Origin of the sequence: Flexivirga endophytica (genome assembly GCF_014640635.1) — a bacterium.
GTDB classification, from domain to species: Bacteria; Actinomycetota; Actinomycetes; order Actinomycetales; family Dermatophilaceae; genus Flexivirga; species Flexivirga endophytica.
In genome coordinates this window covers 158,736-175,247 of the sequence record NZ_BMHI01000002.1, presented here as the reverse complement: position 1 = coordinate 175,247, position 16,512 = coordinate 158,736, and the positions used below count along the sequence as shown (strand labels likewise).

Annotated in this window: 17 protein-coding genes; 9 read left to right on the top strand and 8 right to left on the bottom strand. The window is 67.4% G+C overall.

Annotated elements, in window-relative coordinates; all coding sequences use genetic code 11:
- Positions 1–1,085 precede the first annotated feature (1,085 nt).
- Positions 1,086–1,676, bottom strand: a complete 591-nt coding sequence (locus IEX71_RS05775) for an NADPH-dependent F420 reductase (protein WP_229749588.1) — start codon at positions 1,674–1,676, stop codon at positions 1,086–1,088.
- A gap of 117 nt (positions 1,677–1,793) precedes the next feature.
- Here IEX71_RS05775 and IEX71_RS05770 point away from each other — a divergent pair, with 117 nt between their 5' ends.
- A complete protein-coding gene (locus IEX71_RS05770) occupies positions 1,794–2,405 on the top strand; it encodes a TetR/AcrR family transcriptional regulator (protein ID WP_188836047.1) in 612 nt (203 codons plus the stop codon).
- A gap of 128 nt (positions 2,406–2,533) precedes the next feature.
- Here IEX71_RS05770 and IEX71_RS05765 read toward each other — a convergent pair whose 3' ends face one another.
- Together IEX71_RS05765 and IEX71_RS05760 are read right to left on the bottom strand one after the other, a co-directional pair.
- Positions 2,534–3,190, bottom strand: coding sequence for a flavin reductase family protein (locus IEX71_RS05765; RefSeq protein WP_188836046.1), 657 nt, complete (start codon positions 3,188–3,190; stop codon positions 2,534–2,536).
- 29 nt (positions 3,191–3,219) lie between these two features.
- Positions 3,220–4,629: a purine-cytosine permease family protein gene (locus tag IEX71_RS05760; protein ID WP_188836045.1), complete on the bottom strand. Its 1,410-nt coding sequence runs from the start codon at positions 4,627–4,629 to the stop codon at positions 3,220–3,222.
- A 204-nt stretch (positions 4,630–4,833) separates the two neighbouring features.
- On the opposite strand from IEX71_RS05760, the gene IEX71_RS05755 reads away from it, so the two are divergent.
- Positions 4,834–5,475, top strand: coding sequence for a GntR family transcriptional regulator (locus IEX71_RS05755; protein WP_229749505.1), 642 nt, complete (start codon positions 4,834–4,836; stop codon positions 5,473–5,475).
- 110 nt (positions 5,476–5,585) lie between these two features.
- Here the strand turns inward: IEX71_RS05755 and IEX71_RS05750 are convergent, their stop codons facing one another.
- Positions 5,586–6,782 (bottom strand): M20 family metallopeptidase, encoded by a 1,197-nt coding sequence (locus tag IEX71_RS05750; RefSeq protein WP_188836044.1) that lies wholly within the window; start codon positions 6,780–6,782, stop codon positions 5,586–5,588.
- 81 nt (positions 6,783–6,863) lie between these two features.
- Positions 6,864–7,370, bottom strand: a complete 507-nt coding sequence (locus IEX71_RS05745; RefSeq protein WP_188836043.1) for a hypothetical protein — start codon at positions 7,368–7,370, stop codon at positions 6,864–6,866.
- 181 nt (positions 7,371–7,551) lie between these two features.
- Here IEX71_RS05745 and IEX71_RS05740 point away from each other — a divergent pair, with 181 nt between their 5' ends.
- Both IEX71_RS05740 and IEX71_RS22450 read left to right on the top strand, forming a co-directional pair.
- A complete protein-coding gene (locus IEX71_RS05740; RefSeq protein WP_188836042.1) occupies positions 7,552–8,880 on the top strand; it encodes an NAD-binding protein in 1,329 nt (442 codons plus the stop codon).
- A 155-nt stretch (positions 8,881–9,035) separates the two neighbouring features.
- A complete protein-coding gene (locus IEX71_RS22450) occupies positions 9,036–10,208 on the top strand; it encodes a peptidoglycan-binding domain-containing protein (RefSeq protein ID WP_229749504.1) in 1,173 nt (390 codons plus the stop codon).
- Between the two features lie 13 nt (positions 10,209–10,221).
- On the opposite strand, the gene IEX71_RS05730 is transcribed toward IEX71_RS22450, so the two are convergent.
- On the bottom strand, positions 10,222–11,382 hold the full coding sequence (locus IEX71_RS05730; RefSeq protein ID WP_188836041.1) for an epoxide hydrolase family protein: 1,161 nt from the start codon (positions 11,380–11,382) through the stop codon (positions 10,222–10,224).
- Between the two features lie 116 nt (positions 11,383–11,498).
- On the opposite strand from IEX71_RS05730, the gene IEX71_RS05725 reads away from it, so the two are divergent.
- Entirely contained in the window at positions 11,499–12,098 is a 600-nt protein-coding gene (locus IEX71_RS05725; RefSeq protein ID WP_188836040.1) for a TetR/AcrR family transcriptional regulator, read from the top strand.
- A gap of 28 nt (positions 12,099–12,126) precedes the next feature.
- On the opposite strand, the gene IEX71_RS05720 is transcribed toward IEX71_RS05725, so the two are convergent.
- Both IEX71_RS05720 and IEX71_RS05715 read right to left on the bottom strand, forming a co-directional pair.
- Positions 12,127–12,681, bottom strand: a complete 555-nt coding sequence (locus IEX71_RS05720; RefSeq protein WP_188836039.1) for a type 1 glutamine amidotransferase domain-containing protein — start codon at positions 12,679–12,681, stop codon at positions 12,127–12,129.
- A 143-nt stretch (positions 12,682–12,824) separates the two neighbouring features.
- A complete protein-coding gene (locus IEX71_RS05715; RefSeq protein ID WP_188836038.1) occupies positions 12,825–13,241 on the bottom strand; it encodes a hypothetical protein in 417 nt (138 codons plus the stop codon).
- Between the two features lie 123 nt (positions 13,242–13,364).
- Here IEX71_RS05715 and IEX71_RS05710 point away from each other — a divergent pair, with 123 nt between their 5' ends.
- The 4 genes from IEX71_RS05710 (at position 13,365) to IEX71_RS05695 (ending at position 15,920) form a co-directional block, all read left to right on the top strand.
- Positions 13,365–13,940, top strand: a complete 576-nt coding sequence (locus IEX71_RS05710) for a winged helix-turn-helix domain-containing protein (RefSeq protein WP_188836037.1) — start codon at positions 13,365–13,367, stop codon at positions 13,938–13,940.
- Positions 13,937–14,500, top strand: a complete 564-nt coding sequence (locus IEX71_RS05705; RefSeq protein WP_188836036.1) for an SRPBCC family protein — start codon at positions 13,937–13,939, stop codon at positions 14,498–14,500. The genes IEX71_RS05710 and IEX71_RS05705 overlap by 4 nt, the downstream gene beginning before the upstream one ends.
- A complete protein-coding gene (locus IEX71_RS05700; protein WP_188836035.1) occupies positions 14,497–15,174 on the top strand; it encodes an N-acyl homoserine lactonase family protein in 678 nt (225 codons plus the stop codon). The genes IEX71_RS05705 and IEX71_RS05700 overlap by 4 nt, the downstream gene beginning before the upstream one ends.
- Before the next feature lie 341 nt (positions 15,175–15,515).
- Complete coding sequence (locus tag IEX71_RS05695) at positions 15,516–15,920, top strand: DUF427 domain-containing protein (RefSeq protein WP_188836034.1); 405 nt, start codon at positions 15,516–15,518, stop codon at positions 15,918–15,920.
- The last annotated feature ends 592 nt before the right edge of the window (positions 15,921–16,512 follow it).

The window sequence follows — 16,512 nt, the reverse complement described above, 5'->3', positions numbered from 1 at the left end:
ACCTGGTGAACGCGCAGCACCTCGTGCGGGCCGAATCACTGGAGCCGGAAGCACGCGGTTGCACACCGTGTGCACTGCGGAGCCTCGCGCTCGGACTCCTCGCCCGGGAGAAGGGTGATCCGGCGCGCGCTCAGCCGCTGCTTCGAGAGGCGGTGGAACTGGCCCGGGCCGACACTTCCGCGAGCCGGATCCCCCAGCTCGACACACGGGCGGCGCACGCTCTGGCGGCGCTGCTCACTCTGCTTGACGACGGGCCGGCGGCGTTGACCGTGCTGGCCACGGTGGACTCGTGCGACGATCCGGAACTGGCTACCGATCTGCTCACCACCACGGGAACCTCGCTGTGGCAGGCCGGCCGGATCGACGAGGCGACGACCTTGCTGACCGACCGGGCGCCGGCCGATCTCGCGACTCCGTGGGGAGCCGACCTGCTCGCGGTGCGAGGGATGCTGCGTCTCTACTCGGGCGATCTGCGAGCCGCCCTCGCGGACCTCGACACCCGGGTGCGACTCACTTCGGTATGGCGGCCGTCGACCTTCGAGAGCCGCGGGCACATCGTGCGCGCCCGCATTCGTAGCCTGCTCGGGGACTGGGACGGAGCGACAGTCGACACGGCCGCGGCCCGCGCGCTGGCCGAGCGGCGAGCCACCCCTTGGGGCCTCAGCATGGCGCACGCGATCAGCATCGACGTGCCGGCGTGGCGCGGTCAGTGGGCAGCCGCCGAGGCGCATCTTGACGCAGCCCGCGAGATCCTCACGAGCGTGCCCGAGCCTCGTGCCGTTGACTACGTCGTGTTCCACGAGGTGGTGCTCGCCAGCACCCGCTCCGACTACGAGGTCGTCGTCGAGCTCCTCGATCACCAGCCGCCCGAGTTCTTGGATCGGGCCGTTCGGATGGGCGTGCACCGGTCGGTCATGCAGACCTGGATCGATGCGTGCCTGGAGCTGGGCGACCGCCCGCGCGCACGGCGTGTGTTGGCGACCTACGAGTCGCAGTTGGCGGGGTCAGTCGGTGGGTCAACTGACACCGGCCGCCCCACCGGGGTTGGTGGGGCGGCCGGAGTCAGGACGAGGCGAGCTGTCGGTTCAGGCGGTGAACTCATCGACACCGAAAGCGAAGTCCCAGTGGTCCATCCCGTTGTTGGCGAGCGTCACCGTGAGCAGGCCCAAGCCTTCCAGCCAGTGCGCCATGTTCAGGCCGCCGACGTCCAGTGGCCGCAGTCCGATGCTCTCGATGAATGCCGCCACCTTCGCCTTCGCGTCGGCACCGTCGCCGGCGAGGAACACGTTGGGCTGCCCGGTCTCCAGGACGTTGCGGAAGATGGTGTTGAACGCCTTCACCACGCTGGCGCCGGCCGGGACGACCTTGGCCGCTTCCTGCGCGACCGAGGTCTCCGCACTGTTGGCGAGCCCGTCCAATGTCGCGTTGAAGGGGTTGCTGATGTCGACGACGACCTTGCCCGCGAGAGCCTCGCCATACTCGGTGACAACTGGGACGACGCTGGCATTCGGCAGAGCCGTTATGACAACGTCGCCGGCCGGTATGGCGCCCCACTTGCCCGCAGTCGCGCCGTCGCCGAGTGCAGTGGCCAGTGCTTCGACCTTGGACTGATCGCGACCCATGACCTCGACGGCGTTGCCGCCGGCCACTGCGCGTGCACCGATGGCGCGAGCCATGTTTCCCGTGCCGATGATGCTGATGGTGTTCATGAGCAGCTCCTCGTGAGATGTGTTGTTGCTTGCTCTCTCCTAAACGGGGGATACCCCGGTTAATATTCCGGCTAGTTTTGGAGCGTGAGTCTTCCCGTCGTACCGCTCGGCCGCCCGCGCCGCAGACGCGCGGACGCGGCACGCAACCGGGAGCACCTGATCGCCGTCGCTCGCGAGGTTCTGGCCGAAGGTGGCGCGACCGCGATCACGATGGACGGCCTCGCGGAACGCGCCGGTCTCGGCAAAGGGACGGTGTTCCGCGCGTTCGGCACGAGGGCGGGGATCTTCCGCGCGCTCCTCGAAGCCGACGAGATCGCCTTCCAGACCGAGGTCATCCAGGGCGAGCCACCGCTCGGACCGGGCGCGGACCCCGTGCAGCGACTGATCGCATACGGCCGGGCGCGCAGCACCTTCCTGATGGATCACCTCAAGGTCATGCAGGCCACCGTGGAACCGGGCGGCCAGATCTCTGCCTCCGGCGTCGAGTTCACCCAGGTCCACATCCGGATGCTGCTCGTGCAGGCCGACCTCGGGATCGCCGACGTGGACAACCTCGCCATCCAACTCGCGCTGGCTCTCGACGGGCCGCTGCTGCTCGCGTCATACAGCCCGCCGCCGGCCACCGCGAAGCGCGTCGGCTCGTTGGAAGACAGCTGGCAGACCCTCATCGAGCGCCTCAGCCGGCCGCTGGTTTAGCGGGCGGGTGTCCCGCCGTTGACGGGTGGACCTGCCGCCAGGCTGGGTTCAACCGAACCAGAGTCAGGATAGTGCCGCTGCCCGGCAGCGGAGCGCGAGCTGGTCAGCAGAGCCTGATGCAAACAGCGCTACCCTGCTGCGCCTTCGAGGCCGTCTGCAGCGGCGCCGCTCGCACCGGGGATCCGCATCTCGAACGTGTCCTTGACGACGGTGTAGTCGTAGTAGCCCATCCGGGCGATCGGCTGGATGCGGGAGATGTCCAGCTTGCCGTCCGGGGTGAGGACTTCGTCGGCGACGTGGATGCGCTCGACGCTGGCGAAGACGATGTCGATGGTCCCGACCGACGAGTTGCCGACCAGGCGGTGCGTCGACTGGTACTTGCACTCGAAGTGGCACGGGCTGTCCGCGACCATCGGCACGGGCGACAGGTCGGCTGCCGCGCGACGCAGGCCGGCGCGTTCGAACTCGCTCTCGTGCTCCGGCAGTGCCATGGCACTGACGTTCACCGCGTCCCGCAGCTCCCACGTCGCCATGTTCCACACGAACCACCCGGTCTCCTCGGCGTTGACGACAGTGTCCTTGCGTCGTCCGTCCGGGTACTGGTTCGCGGAGAACATCACCATCGGCGGGTCGAACGTGAGGTTCTGCCACTGGCTGTATGGCGCGAGGTTCTCCACCCCATCGGTGCTGATGCTCGAGAGCCAGCCGATCGGGCGCGGCACTGTGCAGGCCTTGAACGGCGAATACGGCAAGGGGTTCGGCTCGGTGGCAGGGCTGTATTTCATGGCGGAGTCCTCGAGTAGTAGGGGAAGGGTCAGTGCGCCGTGACGGACGCGGGTTCGGCGGGTGACGGGTCAGGCGTTGAGTGTTCGCGGCGGACGTCGGCAGACAGCACGTAGTACAAGCCACCGGCGATGAGCAGGCCGAGCACCCAGGCGACTTCGGCGCCGCCGAGCCAGTCGGCGATCGGCCCGACATACAGGCTGCTGTTCATGAACGGCACCTGGATCACCACGCCGAGCCCGTAGGCGATGAACGCCGCCTTGTTGATCCGGCCGTAGCTGCCGTTCGGGTCGAAGAGGTCCTGGATGCGGTACTGCTCGCGGCGCACCCAGTAGAAGTCCACGAGGTTGATCGCCGACCAGGGCGTCATGAAGTAGAGGAGGAAGAGCAGAAAGTTGGTGAATGACGTGAGGAACGTGTCGGTCGCGGCGAGTGCGATTGCGAGCGCTGCTGCGGAGATCAACGAGACATAGACCGTGCGGTGCTTCGGCCGCACCACCTTCTGTCCGGTCAGGCTGGTGACGATGGTGACGACGGACATGTAGCCGCCATACGCGCTGAGCGTGTCGCCGGTGAGCTTGCCGCAGATGACGGCAAGCAACACCAGCGCCCACAGGGCGCCGCCGAGGTCGCCGAGATACCCGACCTGGTCGTTCATGAACGCCGCGCCGCCGATCGCTGCGGCGAGCGCGCCGAGCAACATGGCCAGGGATCCGCCGACGACACTGCCGAGGAAGGTCCAACCGATCGTCTCCGCCTTCGGGGTGTCCGCGGGCAGGTAACGCGAGTAGTCGGCGATGTAGGGCCCGAAGGTGAGCTGCCAGGACGCGGCGAGTGAGATGCCGAGGATGAACGGCGCCGCGGCGAAGGCGTGGTGGCTGAACGCCGTTCCGGTGTGGGAGTCGAAGCCGATCCGGACGAAGAGCCCAACGAAGACGACACCGCTGAGCACCGCCGCCACGTGGGAGAACCGGTGGATGTGCCGGTAACCGAAGATCGCGAGGACCGTCGAGATGACCGCGAAGACGATCGCGCCGAGGTGCCGGGAGATGTGGAAGAGGTTGGCGAGCGCCTGCCCGCCGAGCACCAGACCGGTGGCGTAGAAACCGAGGAAGATCATCAGCGCGAGGACCAGCGGCAGGATCGCGCCGAGGTAGCCGAACTGCGCGCGGCTCTGGATCATCTGCGGCACACCGAGGCTGGGGCCCTGAGCCGAGTGCAATGAGGTGAAGAAGCCACCGGCGATGTTGCCGAGGATGATCGCCGGGATCGACCACAGCGCGGTGTTGCCGAGGACGACGAAGAGCGCGCCGGTGACCACTGCGGTGATGGAGGTGTTGGCCGCGAACCACACGAAGAAGAGGCTCTTCGCGGACCCGTGCCGCTCGTCGGCGGGGACGAAGTCGATGGATCGCTGTTCCAGGACTGCGGATGTGCTCATGCTGAACCTCGCAAGGGGTCGGGCGGCGGGGTGCCGCGGCCGAAGCAGGGAGTGAGCCACGTCACTGCGCTTCGCGGGACCAGTATGCAACCGATATACCGGTTGCACAATGGGTGAGGCAGAATTGTTTGCCGGCGGTATGACGGGACCCGTCCGAGCACACTCGGGCCGCGGCCTACCATCGGCGACATACGGAGGTGGGACGTGAGTGAAGGAAAGGCCGCCCAGGCCTACCGTGCGATCGAGCGGATGATCGTGTTCCAGGAGGTGGCCCCGGGGTCGCTGGCCTCCGAGTCACAGTTGATGGAGCGCACCGGCTTCGGTCGCACCCCGGTGCGCGAGGCGCTGCAGCTGTTGGCCCGCAACCGCATGGTCGAGATCCACCCCAACAAGGGCGTCCTCATCCCGTCCACGTCAGTGGAGGCGGAGCTGCGCATGCTGGAGTTGCGGCGAGTCCTCGAAGGTCTCGCCGTGCGCCTGGCAGCCGAGCGGGCGGGCGACGACGTCCGCGATCAGATGGCAGCGATGGTGGCACTGCTCGACAAGGACGCCTTCACCCTCGAGGCGTATGCCGACACAGTCAAGGACACCCATGAGTTGATCGTCGCCGGCGCGGGCAACGACTATCTGGCCGACGCGATCGCACCGCTGCAGGGCCTGTCCCGGCGCTTCTGGTTCACGCACGTCGTCGACCATGCGGCCGAGATCGCCACCGGGTCGACGCTGCACACGCGGATCCTGCAGGCCATCCTCGATCGGGACGCCGACACGGCAGAGACCGCCTCCCATGCCCTGAACGACTACCTCATCGACTTCTCCTACGCGACGCTGCGCGCCACGCGATGACGAGCTGATCGACCTCCACCTCCCGACGGCAAGTGACCTCTCGGGATCACGTGCGCGTGCAACGGCCGAGCTCAACGGCGTCCTGACCGACCACGGTCACCGGCCGACCGTCAGCCGCGCGAGCGCCCGAAGACGTGTCCTGGGAGTTCGGCGAAGAAGCGCGCCGCCCGCACGAGCTCGGACACCTGGACACGCTCGTTGGTCTGGTGGGCGAGATTCGGATCGCCCGGCCCGCACAGCAGGGTGGGGACGCCGGTGGGCGGTTGAAGGATCGATCCATCGGAGAAATAGCTCACCGTCGTCCGGGAAGCCGGTTCGTCACTCACCGAGCTGAGCGCGCGATCTGCAGCCGTGACGAGCGGGTGGTCCGGTGAAGTGCCGACCGCCGGGTAGTCACCGGTGACACGCAACTCGAGCTCGACCCCGTCACCGCGGTGGGCGCCGACGAGCTTTTCGAGGCGCTGCACGAGCTTCGCGTGGTCGACGTCGGGCGTCGTGCGCACGTCGACCTGGGCGACGCAGTGGTCGGGGACGATGTTGACGACCGATCCCCCTGTGATGGTGCCGATGCTGACGGTCGGACGGCCGAGCAGCGGGTGCTCGTCGACACCGAAGTCGAACTGTTCGACACGCTCCAGCAAGCGGATCAGGTGGCTGATCGCGTTGCTGCCCTGCTCGGGCATCGCCGCGTGCGCAGCGCGTCCATGCGCCGTCAGCTCGAGGAACAGCGCGCCCTTGTGAGCCGCCACGAGTTCCATGCCGGTGGGTTCGGCGATCACGAGTTGGCCGACCTCGTCCATCGCGCCCTGTTCGAGTGCAGCCCGTGCGCCGGCGCAGTCGACCTCCTCGCCGATCGTCGCCAGAAGCCGGACATCTCCGGGCGGCCGGACGGACCGTCGAGCGAGCAGCGCCACGCCATACAGCATCGCGGCGACGCCGCCCTTCATGTCGACCGCTCCCCGACCCCAGAGGACACCATCGGGATCGAGGTGGGCCTCGTGTGGGCCGTGGGTCCATGACTCCTCACCGAGCGGCACCGTGTCCAGGTGCCCGCAGTACATGAGGGCCGGCTCGCTGCCGTCGCCCGGCAACCGGATGTCGAGGTTGGCGCGGTTGTCCGACAGCGGCACGAGGTCTGCCTGCAGGCCCCATGCCCGGGCGCGCTCCAGCAGCAACTCTGCAGCCGCACGCTCGTTGCCGGGCGGGTTGATGGTGTCGATCCGGATGAGAGCCCGCGTGAGCTCGACGAGCTCGGCGGCTTCGTCCGCATCGAGTGTGGTGGGGGCTGTGGATTCGACATGAGACATGCAGCCAAGAGTCCTCTCGACGGGCATGCCGACAAAGAACCAAAGCAGGGCAAGTGGCCTCGGGCGAAGTCTCCCGACGGGTCAGTTGATGTACCCGATGTATCCGTCGGCGTGAACCACCGTGCGGGCGAACACGCGGTTCAGGCCGACGCCGTATGACGCTGAGGCCCACGCGAGGAGACCGAGCGAGCCGATCCACGGATACTGCGCCGTGACCAGTGACCGTGGGTCGAACGTCACTTTGCCGGTCGGGTGGTACGTCGTGGGGACGGTCACGACGGATGACCAGGCCTGGGTGACCGGGTTGTAGAGCGCCGCCGTGCCGGCCAGGGTCAGCGGGACAGCCGAACTCGCTCTACCGATCACCTTGCGCGCGGTGAAGCTGACAGGTGAAACCTTCGACTGGTTCATGGTCGCCCACCAGCCCAGGTCGCAGTAGTTCTGCGCGAACGCCGAGTATCCCTGTGGCCCCTGGTCGCCATCACTCACCGTGATGACGACATCGAAGTCGACCTCCGGTAGCGGGTTCGGCGGCAGCATGGTGGGCCGCTCGGCGAGCTGGGGTTCGGCGTGTTCGGCAATGGACATCGTGGTCCTCCTGGGTCGAGAGCCCGCCCTCCGCCGGGCGAGCACGTATGACGTAAGGAGCGCCGCCGGCCAGTTTTGATACGCGATGTCACCGCGCAGCCAGGGACGAAGTCGATCGCGTCGAGACGTTCGATCCCGCACGGAGCTCTGTATGTCGCCCCCATCCCTCTAACCTTTCAGCATGCCCGCGCAATCGGCCGGTCGCGTATTGGTCATCGGTGAACTCGAGGCCACCCGTCTCCTCTGCACGCTGCTGCGGGAAACGGGCGCCGAGGTGAGCCACCTGCTCGCACCACAGGGCCGCGAAGTGGTCGCGACGCTCGAGGGGCCGGCCGACGCGGTCGTCATCATCGTGCACTCCGACGTGCAGGCCTTGCGCTATGCGCTGCTGGCAGAGCACACCCAGCCGGGGGTGCGGATCGTCACGACCATCTTCGACGCCACGGTCGCCCGGCAACTGGTGCGCGTGGTGCCGAACTGCGTGGCGACCTCACCAGCCGACATCGCGGTGCCCGCCATCGTCGGAGCACTGCTCGACGATGACGCGGTAGCGTTGCGCGAAACCGCCACCGGCCCACGACTGGTGCGTCAGGTTGCACCTTCCGGGGACCTGACGGAGGCGCCCTGGCAGCCGACCCATCGCCGGTGGCGCGGGACGGCCGAGCAACTCATTCCGCGCTGGTATGGCGGATCGCCGGCCCTGATGTTGACCGGTCTGATCGGGCTGGGGCTGATCCTGGTGACCGACTGGATCCTCACGACCCTGGTGTTGCACGAGCCCGTCGTGTCCTCGTTGTACGAGTCGGCGCGCACGATCGCCGGGGTCGGTCCGGCCGATGCTCATACCGGTTCCGGTGACTCCTGGTACCTCGTCGTCAGCTCGATCTTCATGCTGGTCACCCTCGTCCTGACCGGAACCTTCGTCGCCGGACTCGTCGATTGGCTGATGTCCGCTCGCTCGGTGGGCGTGTTCGGCAAGCTCGCCATCCCTCGACGCAACCACGTCGTGGTCGCCGGGTTGGGGCAGGTGGGCCTGCGGGCGTGTCTGTCGCTGCAGCGACTCGGGGTGCCGGTGGTCGCCATCGAACGTGACCCGGACGCGGAGAACCTACGGCTGGCGCGCAACGCCGGAGTGCCCGTCCTCGTCGGCCACGCCGAAGATCGGGCCACTCTCGCCCGGGTCCGGGTCGAGCACGCCAGGGCCCTGGCCGCGCTTGGTTCGGACGAACTGGACAACATCGCCATTGCGATCACCGCACTGGCGGTCACTCCTGAGGTCCGCCTCGTGTTGCGCGCGGGCGAGGATCCGGTCGTGGCCGAGACGACCTCGTTGTTCCGGATCGGGCACGTGATCGACGTCTCCGCACAAACCGCGATGGCGGCCATGCTGCACGCGACCGGCCGGCACCCGACGCTGTCCTTCGGACACAGCGGTGTCGTTCATGCCCTCATCGAGGACGGTGAGCTCGAGTCGCGCCGTCCGGTCCGGTGCACCTGCGGTGCGGCGTAAGGAGTATGGCGCCGGCTTCCCGGGCGACGCCATACGTGTATCAAACGGGCCGGGCACCGCCTCCTCCTAAGTGCTCGTTCGACGCAGTGTCGAGCGATCCGGCCGACGTGGCCGGGGCGGAGCACTCCGCGCGCCGGCACACGAAGGGGACCAGCATGTCCGATCAGACGACCGCCACACCCGCGCGGATGCGCGGCGCCATACCCAGTCCACGGCACGTGCTCGCCGCGGCTCGCGCGTTCGCAGCGCCGGTCTCGGCGCCGCAGCAGTTCCTGACGGTGCCTGCGCAAATCTCCATGTGGGGCAACGACATTCACGGTGACTGCGTCACCGCGGAGGAGGCGTTCGCGAAGGCGTGCCACAGCCCGGAGATCTTCATCACCGACAGCGAGGTGATCGGCTGGGCCACCGGGCACGGGGTTCTGGAGGGCGCGTACCTGCCCGATGTCCTCGGCTGGATGCAGCACGACGGCTTCCGTCAGAACGGCAGCGTGTATGACGACGGCGTCCACGTGACCGTCGACTGGACCAACCCGGCCGCGCTGCACGGCGCCATAGCCCAGGGTCCGGTGAAACTCGGCGTCGCGGCAGATCAGCTGGACGACGCCTGGCTCAGCACGGGCGGCACGAGCGGGTGGTTCGCCACCGGTTTCCACCCCGATCCGAACGAGGACCACTGCGTGTCGCTGTGCGGCTACGGCTCCATCGGCTGGCTGGCCTCCCAGCTGCACGTGTCGGTGCCCGGTGGGGTCAACGGCAGCGCGCCGGGTTATGCGTTGTTCACCTGGAACACGATCGGCATCATCGACCAGCCGTCGATGGTCAACATCACGTCGGAGGCCTGGGTGCGCCAGCCCACGACGGTGATCGTCGGCCATCTGCAACCCTGGCCGGTGTTACGCAAGGGCGCGAACGGCCATCCGGTGCCGACGCTGCAGCACCTGCTCAACGCGCACGGCGCCCACCTCACGCCGGACGGCAGCTTCGGCGCACTGACCGAGGCTGCCGTCCGGAGCTACCAGCACGGCGCCGGGCTCACGGTCGACGGCATCGTGGGACCAGTCACCTGGTCGCACGTGATCATCACCTGCCGGTCGGGCAGCCACGGCGAGGCGGTCAAGGGCGTTCAGGTGGAGATCAACTTCCGCAACCTGTCCGGCAACCCGGCGACCTACCTCGCGGTCGACGGCCAGTACGGCCCGAAGACGGCGAGCGCGGTGCGCGGCTTCCAACAGGCCGTGCACCTCGAGGTCCCGACCATGTCGGTGGACGGCATCTGCGGCCCGATGACCTGGCAGGCGCTGGTGAGCGGGATGCTGTCGGGCTGAGTCGATGGCGCGGTCAGGAGCGCAGGCTTCTGAGGCCGGCGCGGAGTTCGTCGACCAGGATGGCGGGCTGCTCGAGGGCGGCGAAGTGACCTCCCTCGTCGGCCTCGCCGTAGTGGATCAGGTTGCTGTAGGCAGCTTCGATCCAACTGCGCGGCAGGCGGGGGATGTCGCGCGGGAACACGGTGACCGCGACCGGCAGCGTGAGCTTCGGGCCGGCGAGGGAGCCGGTGTAGTTCTCCCAGTAGATGCGGGCGGATGACGCCGCACTGTTGGTGAACCAGTAGAGCGAGATCGCGTCGAGCATGTCGTCGGTGTCGAGGGCGTCCTCGGCCAGTCCGTCGTTGTCGGTCTTGGATTGGAACTTCTCGTAGATCCACGCCGCCTGCCCGGCCGGGGAGTCCGCCAGGGCGACTCCGACGGTCTCCGGCTTGGTGGCCTGCAGATGGTTCGATCCGCCGAGCGCGCCGGTGTAGAGATCGAGCGTGTCGACGGCATCGCGCTCCTCCGGCGACAGGGTGTCGGGTAGTTGTGCGGGGAACGCGTACTGGCTGTTCAGATGTATGCCGAGCAGGCCTTCCGGCTGCATGACGCCGAGGGCGGTCGTCACGACCGACCCCCAGTCACCGCCGTGCGCGACCCACTTCTGATAGCCGAGCCGCTTCATCAGCTCCGCCCAGGCGGCCGCGATGCGTGCAACGGTCCACCCGCTCTCGGTCGGCTTCTCGGAGAAGCCGAATCCGGGCAGCGACGGAATGACGACGTCGAACGAGTCCTCGACGCTCCCGCCATACGCCACCGGGTCGGTGAGTGGGCCGATCAGCTTCAGGAATTCGACGATCGATCCTGGCCATCCGTGGGTGAGGATGAGCGGCATCGCGTTCGGATTCTTGGACTTGACGTGGATGAAGTGGATGTCGAGTCCATCGATCTCGGTCAGGAACTGCGGGAGTCGATTGAGCTCGGATTCGAAGCGACGCCAGTCATATTCGTGCTCCCAGTGGTTGATCAGCGACTTGGCGTTCTCGAGGCGGACGCCTTGGGACCAGTCGGGAACGGTCTCCCGATCCGGCCAACGGGTCCTGGCCAATCGTTGCTTCAGGTCGTCGAGCTCCGAGTCCGGGATCGCGACGGTGAACGGACGGACGAGTGGTGCTGCGGACGGTGCTGCGGTCATGGCCTTGTTCTCCTGAACTGCTGGCTCGCCGTGCAGCGATTTCGTTGCACTGTCATGTGCAATGCACACCATTGTGCAATCTATTCCGTTGCGCACCGTTGTGCAATCATCAGCGGGTGCAGACCGAATCCGCCCGCGCACTCGCCATGCGCGCCACCAGGGACCGCATCCTGGATGTCGCGCTCGAGGTGCTGGGGCGGAGCCCGGACGCGAGCATGGCCGACATCGCATCGGCGGCCGGCGTGGTTCGCCGTACCGTTTACGGCCACTTCCCCACCCGCGCCGACCTCGTGCGCAGCCTGACGAGGCGAGCGGTGGCCGAGATCTCCGCGGTGCTCGCGGAGGTCGACTCCTCCGATCGAGCGGCCGACGCGGTGTGGGCCGATTTCATCGCCCGCCTGTGGCCGGTGGCGCATCGCTACCAAGCGCTGCTGGCCCTTCGGCGCGGGGAGTATGGCGACGAGATCCACGCCCTGCTCGGACCGGTCGACCTCGTCCTTGCCGACCTCGTGCAGCGTGGGCAGGACAGCCGGGCGTTCGGACAGCACCTGCCGGCCGGCATCCTCAGCCAGCTCGCGTATGCCGCCGTCTTCTCCATCGCGGACAGCGACTTCGCGACAGACGCACTCGGCGTTCGGGCGGCCACCGTCACCAGCCTTCTCATGCTGGGAGTCCCGCGGTCGCGCGCGAAGAAGCTGGCGGACGACCGGTCCTGAGGCCGAGTCCGAACACGGGTCGACCCGGTCAGCCGTGCGCCAGCTCGTCGACGATCGCCTGGTCGAACGCGTCCAGATCGCCAGGGTTGCGCGAGGTGATCGCGACCCAGCCGTTGGCCGGGCACCGCTTGACCTGCTCGTCCACCCAGGTCGCGCCGGCGTTCTCCAGGTCGATCTTGACGCTCGTGTATGACGTCAGCGTCTTGCCCTCGGCGAGACCGGCGTCGATGAACGCCCACGGAGCGTGACAGACGGCGGCGATCGGTTTCCCGGCGCGGCTCATGGCCTGCAACAGCGCTTGCGCCTTCGCGTTGCCACGCAGAGTGTCGGCGTTCACCGTGCCGCCAGGCAGGACGAGGATGTCGAAATCGTCTGCGGACACGGCGTCGAGCGAGGTGTCTGGTTCGACGGTGGATGCCCAGTCCTTGTCACCGGTGACCGTCTGGATGGTGTCACCGCTGTCGGAGGCCACGGTCACGTCGATGCCGGCCTTCTTCAGGTCGTCGACGGGTCGTAGCAGTTCCGGCTCCTCGACACCGAAGTCGGTCACCAGGACGAGTGCCTTCTTGCCTTGCGCGGTCATGTATGTCGCTCCTCATCAGTCGTGGGCAGCACGGCGAAGCTCGCCGCGAGGGCTACTTCGTGCAGCACGCAGTGGGCGCACAACATTCCTGCAGCGTCCGGTCCGGTCGTGGACCGGACCGGCCATGGCGGCGAACTGGATCCTCAGCTGGCGGTGCGGCTTGTCAGCCCGTCGGCCACCAGCCCCAGCCCGATGCCGAGCATCCAGACGTCCTTGGCAACGGCGGTGCCCTGCGGGGTCGGCCACGGACTGCCGGGCTTGTGCATGCCGTCGGTGCGCAGGTACATGGTCAGCAGCGCGCCGGAGAACCCGGTCAGCGCAGCGCCCGCGATCTTGGGCGGGACGACCGGCGCGAGCAGCGTCGCGCCGAGCGCCAGCTCCCCGACCGAGAGCATCTTGAGGAACTGCGGTGCCTTCATGGACTTGAACACGGGATACACGCCCGACGCCATCCCGTGTATGCCGGCGGCCTGCTCTTCGTTCCCGTGCCACTTCTCCCAGCCGGAATGGAGGATGAAGGCGCCGGTCGCGAGGCGTGTGGGCAGGTTGCGCAGTCTCATCGGAACTCCTGTGGACGAGGGTCGCTGTCCTCTTCGACAGTACGCGCAGAATGACGGAAGCGGACTCTAGTCCGCTAGCCGATTGCCCTTGACAATTTTTTCTGTCAAGGGCATCGTCGAACCGTGGACGACATTCGCGTACTCAATGACGCCGGCGCGGTCGAAGCAGCGCTCGACCCGATTCGGACCTCGATTCTCGAGGCGCTGGTCGAGCCGGGATCAGCGGCCTCAGTTGCGGCGGCCGTCGGGCTGACCCGTCAGAAGGTGAATTACCACCTGAAGTCGCTGGAGGCGCACGGGCTGGTCGAGCCGGTCGGTGAACGCACCTGGGGCGGCATCACCGAGCGCTACGTGCAGCGCTCGGCACGACATCTCGTCGTCGCCCCCGACGTGCTCGAGGGCAGGGCGCCCGACCCGGCCGAGATCGCCGATCGTCTCTCGGCGGCATACCTGGTCGCCGTCAACGCCCGGGCCGTGTCCGAGGTCGGGTCGATCGCCGCCGACGCGGCGACCGGGACGCGGGTGCCGACGCTGACCGTCGACACGGTGATCGGGTTCAAATCCGCCGAGGATCGCGCCGCGTTCGCCGCCGAGCTGCAATCGGCACTCGCCGACCTGGCCGCCAGATATCACCACGACGACGGCCGGCCCCACCGGCTCACCGTGTCGTCATACCCCAAACCCAAGGAGAAGTCATGACCGAATCCGAGCGTTTCGAGCACCGCAGCGAGCACCGGCGAGAGTTGCCCACCAGTCCGGAGCAGGTGTGGGACGCCATCGCCACCGCCGACGGCATCTCGGCGTGGATGGTGCCGACCCAGCTGGACCCTCAGGTCGGCGGCGAAGTCTCCTTCGATCACGGCGGATTCCGCTCGACCGGCGTCGTCACCGCCTACACGCCGCATCAGTGTTTTGCGTATGACGAGCCGTGGCCGATGACCGATGAGATGCGTCAGTGGGTGGCCGACACCGCCGGGCACCAGGTCACCGATGAGGAGCTGGCGACGATCTCCCCGATAGCGACCGAGTTCCTGATCGAGTCGGCGGCGGGCGGCAGTTGCATCCTTCGCGTCGTCACCAGTTCCTTTGCGAATGGCGCGGATTGGGAGCACGAGTACTTCTCCGAAATGGTGGCCGGCTGGGGCACCATCCCGTTCGGCCCCGGCGAGCAGACGCCGTGGCTCGACAACCTCGCCCGGCACCTCGCGTCCGAGTCGCTCACCACGGTCGCAGGCGACGACGGGACCCGAGACCGATGAACGCCGGCAGCGCCGTCACCGTCACGCCGATTGTCGTTGCCGAGCTGCATGTCGAGGGCGAGGTGATGCCCGTGCGCGTGCACGTCATCGACCATCCGGACGGTCGGGTGCTGGTCGATACCGGTATGACGGAGCGCCACCCCGCGGTCGTGGCAGCCTTCGATCCGCGCCTTTATCCCTTGAGCGAGCAAGGCTTCGACCTCTCGGGCATCGACATCATCGTCAACACGCATCTGCACGCCGACCACTGCGGCGGCAACCACCTCTTTCCCGGACGTCCGATCTACGTCCAGCGCCGCGAGCTCGACGACGCCCGCAACGAGGACGACTACACGATCCGCGATTGGGTCGACGCGCCCGGCCTGCAGTACGTGCCGGTCGACGGAGAACTCGAGCTGCTTCCCGGGATCCGGCTCGTCCCGGCACCGGGCCACACGCCCGGTTCGCAGCTCGTAGTCATCGAGACCGGACGACGTCCGCTCGTCATCTGCGGCGACACCGCAGTGTGGTTCGGCGAGTTGGACGAGCCACGCACCGAAGGGCAACGGCTCATCCGCGAGCTCGAACCCGAGGAGGTCTGGCTGGCGCATGTGCGCGAGCCGTGGCGCCCCGACGCCGCCGACGCCCGCGACTCGACCGACGCCCAGGCCGGCCAAGGTTCATCGCCATCCTGAGGGATGTGGCAGCTGGACGCTGATTTCGCGATGTCCCGGTGATCGGAATCGTTACGTCCTCAGGGTTTCGAGTGCGTCCCCGCATGGTGCAGATCGTGGCCCACCGGCGCTGCAACTCGCGCCCTGGATCGTGGTCAGTCACCTGACCCCGTGCCGCGCTCGGCATCAGGTTTTCGGGTGCTGCACGTTCGCCAGGACACGAGTCGCACGCGCCCGTATGACGCGCGCGAGGGGAGCACCGATCGCGGTATGAGTAGTGCCTGTCTCGATCGCAGCTAAGAGGCCGCGGGCGTGGCGCCGTCACTGGGAACATCGAGTCGGGGCCAGCGGTTGACGCTGTCATGAACACTCCTGATGGGCGTGTCACCGCCCCCAATGGCGTCATCTCCATTGAGCCGATCGGTCGTACTGTTCGTGCGACGCTCGGTGGCGAGACCGTCGTGGACACCGCGGATGGCATCCGGCTGCTGGAGAAGGATCACGAACCGGTCTACTACTTCCCGTTGGCGGACATCCCCGCCCATTTTCTGCGGCCCAGCCAGACGCACACCGTGTGCCCGCGCAAGGGGCAAGCCGACTATTTCGACCTTGTCGTGGGTGACGCTGTCATTTCCGATGCGGTGTGGACCTACCCCGAGCACTATGACGACGCGCTGGACCTAGCGGGTTATGGGTCGATCTATTGGGATCGAATGGATGCGTGGTACGAGGACGGTAGGCAGATCACCGCACCGTCGCACGCCTGATTCGGGGACGATGGGGCGGTTGGTTCCTTGTCGTCTCCTCGTCTGCCTCCTACGGGTGAACCTGACGATGGGGCGAGCCGACGACGGCTCCGTAGTGCGTTCCGCGTGAGCGAAGTCTTCGACATCGTATGGCGCGTTCCAAGGCTCGCCATACGGTCTTGCTCGCCGCTCTCGTGCCGCGTTGGTCGCTTCCACGGCAGTTGCACTAGCGGCGGAGAGACTCACTTGGCTTCGGGCGGCGTCACCGGGTACTCGATTCCGAAGTGGCTAGCGACCACCGCCGTGGTCTCGCATCCCCAGTCAGCTTCCTGCACCATCGCTTCCCCCTCGATACCGCCGTCACACACGCCGCTGCCGGAGCCACAATCTCGATGGAGTGCCAGGACGCTACGGCGAACTGTCCCGTTCGCGCTCGCGATTCGCCAGCCGGCCAATAGCAACTCCCTCGCGGCGAAGTGACGAACATTTCCGCCGGCCCGAGCGTGAGTAGGGACTGACAGCGAAAGGCCGGGCATCCGTAGCGAGGGACAGCCGGGTCGAGTGTCCTACCGCCCCTAGGTCACTCCCACTCGATGCGAGGCGTCGTCGAGGT